Source organism: Bacillus sp. SSR7 (genome assembly GCF_055902415.1).
The window spans coordinates 166,442-177,803 of the sequence record NZ_JBVVXV010000004.1 but is presented as its reverse complement, the minus strand read 5'-3'; the positions used below and the strand labels follow the sequence as shown (position 1 = coordinate 177,803).

General features: G+C 34.6%; 14 protein-coding genes. 9 read left to right on the top strand and 5 right to left on the bottom strand.

Annotation, left to right across the window (positions count from 1 at the left end; genetic code table 11):
• Positions 1–106 precede the first annotated feature (106 nt).
• Positions 107–1,645, top strand: coding sequence for an anthrolysin O/cereolysin O family cholesterol-dependent cytolysin Alo (gene alo, locus AC0NJG_RS10465; RefSeq protein WP_474063024.1), 1,539 nt, complete (start codon positions 107–109; stop codon positions 1,643–1,645).
• Between the two features lie 52 nt (positions 1,646–1,697).
• On the opposite strand, the gene AC0NJG_RS10460 is transcribed toward alo, so the two are convergent.
• From AC0NJG_RS10460 to AC0NJG_RS10450, 3 genes are all read right to left on the bottom strand, one after another.
• Positions 1,698–2,978, bottom strand: coding sequence for a purine/pyrimidine permease (locus AC0NJG_RS10460; RefSeq protein ID WP_308900755.1), 1,281 nt, complete (start codon positions 2,976–2,978; stop codon positions 1,698–1,700).
• Positions 2,979–3,101: 123 nt separating this feature from the next.
• Positions 3,102–3,551: a cyanase gene (gene cynS / locus AC0NJG_RS10455; RefSeq protein ID WP_087955069.1), complete on the bottom strand. Its 450-nt coding sequence runs from the start codon at positions 3,549–3,551 to the stop codon at positions 3,102–3,104.
• A gap of 31 nt (positions 3,552–3,582) precedes the next feature.
• Positions 3,583–4,164, bottom strand: a complete 582-nt coding sequence (locus tag AC0NJG_RS10450) for a beta-class carbonic anhydrase (protein ID WP_087994685.1) — start codon at positions 4,162–4,164, stop codon at positions 3,583–3,585.
• Positions 4,165–4,331: 167 nt separating this feature from the next.
• Here AC0NJG_RS10450 and AC0NJG_RS10445 point away from each other — a divergent pair, with 167 nt between their 5' ends.
• Entirely contained in the window at positions 4,332–4,763 is a 432-nt protein-coding gene (locus tag AC0NJG_RS10445; protein ID WP_087955067.1) for an Lrp/AsnC family transcriptional regulator, read from the top strand.
• A gap of 192 nt (positions 4,764–4,955) precedes the next feature.
• On the opposite strand, the gene AC0NJG_RS10440 is transcribed toward AC0NJG_RS10445, so the two are convergent.
• Both AC0NJG_RS10440 and AC0NJG_RS10435 read right to left on the bottom strand, forming a co-directional pair.
• Positions 4,956–5,108, bottom strand: coding sequence for a DUF896 domain-containing protein (locus AC0NJG_RS10440; RefSeq protein WP_400924255.1), 153 nt, complete (start codon positions 5,106–5,108; stop codon positions 4,956–4,958).
• A 57-nt stretch (positions 5,109–5,165) separates the two neighbouring features.
• Entirely contained in the window at positions 5,166–5,813 is a 648-nt protein-coding gene (locus tag AC0NJG_RS10435) for a nitroreductase family protein (protein WP_474063023.1), read from the bottom strand.
• 164 nt (positions 5,814–5,977) lie between these two features.
• Here AC0NJG_RS10435 and AC0NJG_RS10430 point away from each other — a divergent pair, with 164 nt between their 5' ends.
• From AC0NJG_RS10430 to AC0NJG_RS10400, 7 genes are all read left to right on the top strand, one after another.
• Entirely contained in the window at positions 5,978–6,334 is a 357-nt protein-coding gene (locus AC0NJG_RS10430) for a winged helix-turn-helix transcriptional regulator (RefSeq protein WP_087994684.1), read from the top strand.
• Positions 6,335–6,405: 71 nt separating this feature from the next.
• Positions 6,406–6,810 carry a phosphate-starvation-inducible protein PsiE gene (gene psiE / locus AC0NJG_RS10425; protein ID WP_000834703.1) on the top strand — a complete coding sequence of 135 codons (405 nt, stop codon included), beginning with the start codon at positions 6,406–6,408 and terminating at the stop codon, positions 6,808–6,810.
• Positions 6,811–6,951: 141 nt separating this feature from the next.
• A complete protein-coding gene (gene speG, locus AC0NJG_RS10420; protein ID WP_001071092.1) occupies positions 6,952–7,467 on the top strand; it encodes a spermidine N1-acetyltransferase in 516 nt (171 codons plus the stop codon).
• Between the two features lie 437 nt (positions 7,468–7,904).
• On the top strand, positions 7,905–9,452 hold the full coding sequence (locus AC0NJG_RS10415) for an ABC-F family ATP-binding cassette domain-containing protein (RefSeq protein ID WP_088327966.1): 1,548 nt from the start codon (positions 7,905–7,907) through the stop codon (positions 9,450–9,452).
• 5 nt (positions 9,453–9,457) lie between these two features.
• Positions 9,458–10,651 carry an MFS transporter gene (locus AC0NJG_RS10410; RefSeq protein WP_142940753.1) on the top strand — a complete coding sequence of 398 codons (1,194 nt, stop codon included), beginning with the start codon at positions 9,458–9,460 and terminating at the stop codon, positions 10,649–10,651.
• A gap of 157 nt (positions 10,652–10,808) precedes the next feature.
• Positions 10,809–11,042 carry a DUF3955 domain-containing protein gene (locus AC0NJG_RS10405; protein WP_474063022.1) on the top strand — a complete coding sequence of 78 codons (234 nt, stop codon included), beginning with the start codon at positions 10,809–10,811 and terminating at the stop codon, positions 11,040–11,042.
• A gap of 78 nt (positions 11,043–11,120) precedes the next feature.
• Positions 11,121–11,360 (top strand): DUF3947 family protein, encoded by a 240-nt coding sequence (locus AC0NJG_RS10400; protein WP_474063021.1) that lies wholly within the window; start codon positions 11,121–11,123, stop codon positions 11,358–11,360.
• The last annotated feature ends 2 nt before the right edge of the window (positions 11,361–11,362 follow it).

Here is an 11,362-nt window from a genome sequence, read left to right as displayed (position 1 = left end):
GTGGTGTAATCCCGTTAATTCAAGAACTTTTAAAAGCATTTATGTAAGTTTATTAGTTAGCTATCATTTATCAATCATTATCATATTTTACTAAAAAAAGAACGGGGTGATTTTTCTGAATATTAAGAAAAAAACTAAAAGAAGAAAGTTCCTTGCATGTTTATTAGTTAGTCTATGCACTATTAATTATTCATCTATTTCCTTCGCAGAAACACAAGCTAGTAATGTAACTGATGTAACCAAAAATGCTAGTGGCATTGATACTGGTATAGCAAATCTTAAATATAATAATCAAGAGGTTTTAGCTGTAAATGGTGATAAAGTAGAAAGTTTTGTTCCGAAAGAAAGTATCAATTCAAATGGTAAATTTGTAGTAGTGGAACGCGAGAAAAAATCACTTACAACGTCACCAGTCGATATTTCAATTATTGATTCTGTAGTGAATCGCACGTATCCAGGAGCTGTACAACTTGCTAATAAAGCTTTTGCAGACAATCAACCGAGTTTACTAGTGGCTAAGAGAAAGCCTTTGAATATTAGTATAGATTTACCGGGCATGAGAAAAGAAAATACAATCACTGTCCAAAATCCGACATATGGTAATGTAGCTGGAGCAGTAGACGATTTAGTATCTACTTGGAATGAAAAGTATTCTACAACACATACGTTACCTGCAAGAATGCAGTATACGGAATCTATGGTTTATAGTAAATCACAAATTGCAAGTGCTCTTAATGTTAACGCTAAATATCTTGATAACAGTCTAAATATTGATTTTAATGCGGTTGCAAATGGAGAGAAAAAAGTGATGGTTGCCGCATATAAGCAAATATTTTATACGGTAAGTGCTGAACTACCTAACAATCCATCCGACCTTTTTGATAATAGTGTTACTTTTGATGAGTTAACTCGAAAAGGCGTAAGTAATTCGGCTCCACCTGTTATGGTTTCAAATGTAGCTTATGGTAGAACGATTTATGTAAAATTAGAAACAACATCTAAGAGCAAAGATGTACAGGCTGCTTTTAAAGCCTTACTTAAGGATAACAGCGTTGAAACAAGTGGACAGTATAAAGATATTTTTGAAGAAAGTACCTTTACTGCTGTAGTATTAGGTGGAGATGCGAAAGAGCATAACAAGGTTGTTACTAAAGATTTCAATGAAATCCGAAATATCATTAAAGATAATGCTGAATTAAGTCTTAAAAATCCAGCATACCCAATTTCATATACAAGTACTTTCTTAAAAGATAATGCAACTGCTGCTGTTCATAACAATACAGATTATATTGAGACGACAACTACAGAATATTCAAGTGCTAAAATGACACTTGATCATTACGGTGCTTACGTTGCTCAATTTGATGTATCTTGGGATGAATTCACATTTGACCAAAAGGGTAACGAAGTATTAACACATAAAACGTGGGATGGTAGCGGAAAAGACAAAACGGCTCATTACTCTACAGTTATCCCTCTTCCACCGAACTCAAAAAATATAAAAATTGTAGCAAGAGAATGTACAGGTCTTGCATGGGAATGGTGGAGAACAATTATTAATGAACAAAACGTTCCATTAACAAATGAAATAAAAGTTTCAATTGGAGGAACAACATTATACCCAACAGCTAGTATTAGTCATTAAGTATAAAAAAAGCGCCCTATAAGTAGGGCGCTTTTTTACTTAGTCACAAATTTTAATCTTTCCAAAACTGTTCTAGCAAAATAACGATCATAGTACCTACGAGTAATCCGTTACTTAAAACATATTGTAAGGAAGAAGGAACTCCGCTAAATACACCTTCTGGAAGAAACATTATACCCAAACTGATTAATAATGAAATTCCTAATATAGTTAATCGGCGTTGATTTAATTCTTCACGTAAAATGGATTGAAGTGAAATGCCTATTACTTGGACAAATGTTGCTAAAAGTGCAGCATTAGCAATAGGTCCTGGTAGCAAGGATATAAAGCTTACAATTGAGGGGATAAAAGAAATACCTGCTAATATAAGACTGGCTATAAGGAACGACTTCACTTTTCTTTGCCCTGTTAGTTGGATAAATCCTGCCGATGCAGGTAATGGTACAATTCCAATTGTAGAGAACAACGACGAGATAATATGTGATATACCTCCTACCCATACACCACGGTTCAGTGTTTGCTTTTCAGTTTCTTTAGATAACGGAGCCACTTGTTTTACAGCCGAAATAGCAGCAATTGTATTTGCAACTAAAAGAAATGTAAATAAAGTTGCAGTTAGAGTCATTCCAATATTGAATTTAGGTGTGCCCCAAGCAAATATCTCTGGTAACTTAACTAGCGTTGTGTGCGAAGGTATATGAGATGATTTTCCTAATACTGCATACAAAAGCCAACCGCATGAAATTCCAAGTAATACGGCGTAACTTTTCATCCATCCTTTCCCTTTAATTGATAAGAAAGTAATAAGGGCAAAAACAAAGAGCGCAATAGTAGCTGTTGTATAGTCAGGGTGAGTTGCATATCCTTGTAATCCCATCATGCCTTTTAGTAACACACCACTAAGCTGAAGTGCTAAGATTAAAAGAAAAGTTCCTGTAACTAAAGGGGTAAATAAACATAAGATTCGATGAACAAGCCCTGTTATACCAAGAACGAAGAGTAATATACCTGCAATAATTAATCCGCCTTCTAAAAGTTGCAACACGCCTTTTGCACTTTGTCCTTGATACATAGCGACTTGTCCCAATATGACAAATATACTTACCCATGAACCGGCTGGTCCATCCGCAATAGGATAGCGATGCCCAAACCATGCTTGTATAAATGAACTTACTCCTACAACTAAAAAAGTTCGCTGCATTAATGTTGAGATATCTTCTATTGGTAAATGGAATATACCACCAATAATTATAGGTAGTGCAATTGCATTTGCTAATAAAAACACAAACCACTGTAGAATACTAAAGCTCGTATCAAAGTATTTTTTATTCATATTAGTCTCCTTTGCCCAAAAAGAATTTCATAGTTAAAATCCATCCTTTCTACACAGTTAGAAAGGATGGATTTTGTAAATCTATAAAATTATTTTAATTATATAGATGGATTTTTTGATTATTTACCATGTACGGAATGGTAAGAATTTCCCGTTAAGTGTAATGACGATACGAGGGTCGCCACCTTGTGGATCTTCTTGTGTATCCACACCTAGGTTGAAGTTAATTGCACTCATTACACCTTCGCCGGCTTTTTCTAAGATTAATTCTCTAAGAGTTGGTGCGTATTGTAACATCATTTCGTATAATCGATATAAGATTGGATCAGTAGGAGGCATTTGCATTACTTGCCCTCTAAGTGGAACTACTGTTAATGCTCGAACTACTTCTTCATCTAATTCTAATAGTTTACCGATTTTTTCTGCTTCCGGACGTGTCATTGTAGCTTGTCCTAATAATGCTGTTACAACCCAAGTCTCAGAGTTTTCACTTACTTTTGAGATTTCTTCCCATGTTAAACCTCTTGCGATTTTTGCTTCCATAATTTTTTGCGTAGCTTCTTGTCTATTCATATTTAATAACTTCCCTTCATTTAAGTAATGATTAATGTTTCATACCATTTAATTTTTTATATCCATCGACTACTAAATCTAATTTACCTGTGTGAGGATCGATAACTAAACCATGTACAGGAACATCTTTTGGAATAAGTGGATGATTTCTTACTAAATCAACATTAGCTTGAGTCGAATCGCAGATATCATCGAATCCAAATAGCCATTTTTCAAGGTCAACACCAGCATATTCAATTGCTGATAAAATTTCTGGCGAAGCTACTCCACGATCTAATATTTTTTGAAGTGTTCCTTTTGGATTCGTTTGGCTCGCACCACATCTATGGTGTCCAATAAGGAAGATTTCATCTGCATTTAAATCGTATACTGACGCTACAACACTTTGCATAACACTATCGAAAGGAGAAGCAATTTTACCACCTGCATTTCTGATAACTTTTGCATCACCGTCGTGTATATCTAAAGCTTTTGGGAGTAGCTCAATTAAACGAGCATCCATGCAAGAAACAACAACCATACGTTTTTTAGGCATTTTTGTCGCTTCACGAGGAGCGTATTCCTTATTTTCTACAAATTGTTCATTGAACGATAGAATTTCTTGTAATAACATATTTGTAACCTCCTTTAAATCTAGATTTATTTTTTTGATGTGTCCTCTATGTTATAAGTGAATATACCTGATAAATAATGTGATGTAAGAGGATAAACTAAGTATAGTGAATTGTATCGATAAGCAGAATAAGTTGGCGAAACACTTTCGGGCTTTCTACTTTCACGGTGAAAGGATTGGTTTATATCATTGATCAAACAGATTTTGAGATACTGAAATTATTAGGAGAAAACTCGAGAATACAATGGAAAGAACTTGGTCAGAAAATACATATGACAGGGCAGGCTGTAGGAAATCGAATTCGGAGATTAGAGGATCTAGGAATTATTGAACAATATACAATTGCAATAAACCGAATCAAGTTAGGACAAGTAGTGACTGCATTTGTTACTTTGTTCGTAACAACAGCTAATCACCAAGAGTTTATGAATTTCTTTCAAGGAGAAGAAGGGATTTCTGAGGTACACCGTGTAAGTGGTGAGGGGTGTTATTTATTAAAAACACATTTTGCGTCCAATGAAGACTTAGATAACTTTCTAGGACGACTATTAAAATACGGGAATTATCGTGTTAACTTATCAATAGGAAAGTTGAAATAAGGTTTCTTTTCCTTGGAGGGGATGGTAACATTATTTGCTAAACCTTATTTGTATAGAGATAATGAAGTCGTTTAATGTTTATCTTAAATAGTCAGAGCCTTACTACAATGTATGTGTAGTAAGGCTTTTTTAGAGAGTTATAAATAATTTTACCTTAAAAAAATCCTGTAGCTCAGTATAGGAGATGAATCACTAAGTAACAAAAAATCTTGGTATTTTCATACGCTCATTTAATTCTGTTTTTGTTAAGCCTTCTTCTTTTTGCTTTTTAGCTAATTCATTAATTCGATTTAAAACTTCAAGCATTGTTTTCCTACCTTTCTTTTTTTGCAAGTAGTCGATCATAGTTTAATTAATAGGGTTCATCGTACTTTCATTCTAAAAGTACGATGATTATGGTGATTAAAATTCGCCATTCCAAGAAGTTACTTCATCTACAGTTAATCGAACTGATGGGAATCCCGGCTCTTTTGCTTTGCCTAATGCAATCATTAAAACGTCAGTTAAGTTTTCTGGAACGTTAAATGCTTGGCGGAATTCTTCAGCGTTATAGCCAATCATTGGAACTGTATCATATCCTCTCGCTTTTGCAGCAAGCATCAACTGCATAGCTAGCAAACCACCGTCAAGCATTTGCCATTCTCTTTTTCCTTGGTCACTGACAGGTGCATAAAACTCACGAATGCTGTTGTTTAGTCTGTTTTTAATTTCGTCTGTCATAAATCCAGCAGCTACCGCACGTTCGTTCACCTTATTGATATGCTCGAATTCATGAGCATGATTTTCGCTTAAAATTACGATCATAGCAGATGCTTCTAACACTTGTGGTTGATTTAAAGCGATTGGGTGAAGCTTCTCTTTTAAATCTTGATCTGTAATTACCATGAAACGCCATGGGTTTAAGTTTGAACTGCTTGGTGCTAACATTGCTTCTTCTAAAAGTTCTTTAATTTCTTCATCAGAGATTGTAACGGATGGATTATAGGAGCGAACGGAACGACGCTCACGAATCACATCATAAAAATTTGCAGTACGATTTTCTTTTTTCATTTTAAAATACCTCCACTAAGTTTCTGTTCTGTTATAAGTTGCTTACATGCATCATTATGGTATAGTACAGGTACTATGAAAAGTACGCACTTTTCCGTGATATAGACACCATCTCGTGACATAGGCACGAGAAAGTGCCTATAAAAATGCAGAAGGAGTTCGGTATGAAAAAAGAGTATAACAATAGAATTGAAGTCGTTTTAGATGTGATCGGAGGTAAGTGGAAATCCCATATTTTATATCATTTAACAAGCGGACCGACAAGAACGGGTGAGTTAAAACGATTGGTAACCGGTATTACACAAAAAATGCTTACGGAACAATTGAAAGAGCTAGAAAAGGATGGGCTCGTATCTAGAAAGGTATACAATCAAGTACCGCCGAAAGTTGAATATTCCCTTACAGAACAGGGACAATCATTAAAACAAGGCTTAAAAGTACTTTGTGATTGGGGAAGCGACTATATTAAGCATAAATATCCGAATGGTGAAGTGATAGTGAGAGAGGACGATCATATTTGATTTAACACTTCTGTAAGTATAATTTTGCTATAATAAATACGTACTTATACGAAGGGGAGTTTAATGGGAAAATGAAATCATTCAATATTGATCATTTTATCGCAAGTGTTTTACAGTGGATATTAAATATAGCGTTAATTATATTATCCATTGTCTTATCTATTTTTTTAATTAATGAGACGATTACTTTTATCCAATACATATTTTCAGCGAAGAAGTATACGTCATATAAATTAGTTGAAAGTATTATCGTCTATTTCTTATACTTCGAGTTCATTGCATTAATTATTAAGTATTTTAAGTCGAACTACCATTTTCCGTTACGTTATTTTATTTATATTGGAATCACGGCGTTAATTCGATTGATTATTGTGTCTCATGAGGAACCGATGGAGACGTTATTATATGCAGGAGCAATTCTTATTTTAGTTATCGCTTTATACATATCAAATATGAGAGATTTGAGAAAAGAGTAGTAGTGCAGACATAAGTTTGCACTACTTTTTTTATCTTGACCTTTAAGTTACTTGAAAGTTTACAATGTAAATAGGGCGTTTGAAATTGAAAAAAATTGAGAAATTAAGTGAAGAGGTTTCTTTTACTTGGAGGTTATAGAAATGAATCAGGAATTGAAGTTACGTCCATTAGAACGAGAAGATTTAAAGTTCGTACACGAACTGAATAATAATGCGCATATTATGTCGTATTGGTTTGAAGAGCCGTATGAGGCATTTGTGGAGCTGCAAGATTTATACGATAAACATATACATGATCAAAGCGAACGCCGATTTATCGTTGAGAAAGACAATGAAATGGTTGGATTAGTTGAGTTAGTAGAAATCGATTATATTCACCGTAGAACAGAATTCCAAATTATTATTGATCCGAATTATCAAGGATATGGTTATGCAGTGGATGCGACGCGTTTAGCAATGGATTATGCTTTTTCTGTACTAAATATGCATAAGATTTATTTAGTTGTGGATAAGGAAAATGAAAAAGCAGTACATGTTTATAAAAAAGTTGGGTTTATGGTAGAAGGTGAGCTTATCGATGAGTTTTTCGTTGATGGTAACTATCATAATGCGATAAGAATGTGTATGTTTCAGAAGCAATATTTTGAAAACAAGTAGTTGAAAGATTCGGAAGTAATGTTGACGCTTCGTAAAAACGTATGCTAAAATCCCTTTTAAGTATTAAGGAAGGTGCAGAACATGCTTTATATAAAATTTGTAAAACTCATTAGAAAACTTTGCTCCGCACAAATGTATACGGTGAAGCGTTGTACGGAGCTTAATCAAGGGGCATAAATCCCCTATATTCATCGGCTGAATAACTTTTTGAAAAAAGTATAGTTTGCCTATGCTTATTTCGTTATGGTTTTTCAGCTGGTGTATAAAATAGATTAAGGGGCCATAGACAATGCTTTGTCTATGGCCCTTTGTGTATATTATTCCGATGAGTCTTTACTGTAAATTGGAGTAGTATAGGAAAAACCACGAAGCAGAGGGCTAGTGTCGAATGACGCTATCCCTCTGCTTTTTTTAATTTCAGGAAAAGAGGAATAAGAATGAGTTTACTTAAAGTTGAAAGTTTATCACATAGTTTTATAGATAAAGTATTATACGAAAATGCTTCTTTTGATTTGCATAAAGGGGAGCATATGGGAATTGTTGGACAGAATGGTGCAGGAAAAAGCACATTAATGAAAATATTGGTGGGGGAAATTATTTCTGATAAGGGAGACATAAAGTGGCAGCCTAATATTCAAATTGGGCATCTTGATCAATACGCTGAAATTGATGAGGGTTATACCATTTCACAATATTTAAAGAGAGCCTTTTATGATTTGTATGAAATAGAAAAGAGAATGAACAAGTTATATGAAGAAAGTGCGATGACTGGAGATGAGAATCAACTACTAAAAGCAGCTGAAATGCAAGAGCAGCTGGAGGCTCGTGATTTTTATTCAGTAGATAGCGTCATAAATAAGGTGGCAGCCGGTTTAGGTATTGATGCGATTAGGATGAATCGTGTGATTGGTGAATTAAGCGGAGGTCAGCGTGCAAAGGTAATTTTAGCGAAGCTCTTATTAGAAGAGCCTAATATTTTATTACTAGATGAACCGACGAATTTTCTCGATAAGGAGCATGTGGAGTGGCTTGCTAATTATTTGATGAATTTTGAAGGGGCGTTTATTGTCGTGTCGCATGATTTTGATTTTCTAGAAAAAGTGACTTCTTGTATATGTGATGTAGAGTTCGGAACGGTGAAGAAGTACTACGGCAAATACTCAGATTTTGTAAGACAAAAAGAGCATTTGCGAAAAGATTATATTCGCCAATATTATGCACAGCAAAAGAAAATTGAAAAAACGGAAGAGTATATTCGTAGAAATATTGCTGGGGTGAATTCAAAAATAGCACAAGGACGTAGAAAGCAGTTGCAGCGTATGGAAAGAATTGCGCCACCAAGTTTTACTCATAAACCGTCTATTCATTTTCAGGAACTTCCTATTTCAGTTCAGACAGTTCTTGAAGTAAATAACCTTGAAGTTGGTTACGACTTCGCTCTCTTACCAAAGTTGAATTTTTCAGTAATGGGTGGGCAAAAACTTGTTATTACAGGATTCAATGGAGTAGGGAAATCTACTTTATTAAAAACAATCGTTGGAAATATTGCTAGTATTTCTGGAGAGTTTCACTTTTCAGAGCAAATAAAGATTGGATATTATGAGCAAGATTTACATTGGAGCAATGATTCTTTAACGCCACTTCAAATTATTTCAGAACAGTTTCCTAAACTGAATATGAAGGAAATACGCCATCATTTAGCTGCGTGTGGAGTGAAAGATACGCACGTTTCGCAAGAAATTCGTACGTTAAGTGGTGGTGAACAATCGAAGGTGAAACTGTGTGGATTATTACTATCACCTTGTAACTTCTTAATTTTAGATGAGCCGACAAATCATTTAGATGCAGAAGCGAAGGAAGCTTTGCAAAAGGCGTTAGTACAGTTTAAGGGGAGCGTTATACTCGTATCTCACGAAGCAAGTTTTTATCTTGATTGGGCAGATAGTATTTTTAATATAGAGATGGGATTAGTTAAGGGAGTGTGAAGCATATGAGTGAAAATAATTGGAAAACGAAAATTATATTATTTTTGACTGCTCAAACGATTTCGTTGTTCGGTTCATCTCTCGTGCAGTACGCAATTATATGGTATATCACCCTTACAACATCGTCAGGGGTAATGTTGACCATTTCAACCGTTTGTGGTTTCTTACCACAAATTGCGATTTCTTTATTTGCGGGTGTTTGGATTGATCGTTACGACCGTAAAAAGATGATTATGTTATCGGATGGGATTATAGCAATTGCTACGTTAGTTTTGGCGATTTTCTTTTTAACAGGATATAAAAGTATTTGGTTACTTTTTATAGTGCTACTCATTCGTTCTGCTGGGACAGGGGTACAAACGCCAGCTGTGAATGCGTTAATCCCACAAATCGTTCCAAAAGATTTTCTTATGAAAGTAAATGGGATCAATAGCAGTATTACATCTTTAATTATGTTTCTTTCTCCAGCAGTAAGTGCTGCAATTCTTTCTATTGCTAGCATTGAAGCGACATTTTTTATTGATGTTATGACAGCTATGATCGGAATTAGTATTATGTTTATCATTCAAGTGGAAGGACATGTGAATGTAGGGAGTAAGCAAAAATCTAATCTGCAAGGTATAAAAGAAGGTTTTGTTTATTTAAAAGAAAATGTATTTATTAAAAGGCTACTTGTTTTATTAATCATTGTCATGATCTTAATAAGTCCAGCTGCCTTTTTAACACCTTTAATGGTAACTCGTTCTTTCGGTGCAGAAATGTGGAGACTTACTGCTAGCGAGATGACTTTTAGTGCGGGGGCAGCAGCTGGTGGCGCATTAATTGCGGCGTGGGGTGGCTTTCGTAATCGTATGCATACAACAGCGCTAGCTTGTGCGTTATATGGACTGCTTATGATTGGATTAGGGATTGCACCAATATTTATTATGTATTTACTATTTAATTTTTTAATTGGTATAACAATGCCGTGCTTCAATACACCAGTTACCGTGTTATTACAGGAAAAAGTAGAACCTTCTATGCATGGGCGGATGTTTAGTGTTGTACAAATCGCGAATTCATGCGCGCTTCCTTTAGGAATGATAATATTTGGCCCATTGGCTGATATGTTTAGCGTAGAAGTTTTATTAATTTATGCTGGAATATTTGTGCTGTTGTGTGCGATTTATGTTGTAGTAAGTAAGAGATTTGAAGTGTAAATATTGATGTTTGAAAAGGTTTGTGAGGTAATTTAAGATGCTTCGCAAACCTTTTTGTTTATAACAGTCAATAATTTTTTATTGTAAAACAATAAAAAATTATTGACTGTTAATGTTGTTTTGGGTAATATGATGTTAACAATCTAAGGGTAATTATATGAATAGAGGAGAATGTGAAATGAAAAACAAATACGTAGTAGCTATTTCTTTCATGATTTTAGCGATTATTACTTTAGCTATACATGCTTCAAACAGTAAAGTAGGGGCAAATGGATTCCTTGAAGAACCTTTCTTTTTCTTAGTACCGATAAGTTATATATTGTTCCTTAGTGGTATTGGTGTATTACTATTTGGACTTATTACTTCAAAGCTGAAAAAGAGCAATAGATAGGGCTGTTAATCGGGATAAAACACTCACTATGAAATAGAAACATACGATATGGAAGAAAAATAATAAGTGAGTTGAATCATGATGAATCATTATTTTTATAGAGGTAGACAAGTGGGAGCAGCTATTACACTTGCTGGGGCACAGGGGACCATTCATGCTATGAATCAAGCTATTCAAATGCAACAACAAGCATATTTTGCACAAATGATGCAAGGACAGTATATGCCATACTCACAACTTCCAATGCAAAGTATACATTATGATGTGTATCCAGCGAGTTTACTTTCCATTCCATATGGCGGGACTTACTTCTTATAAAA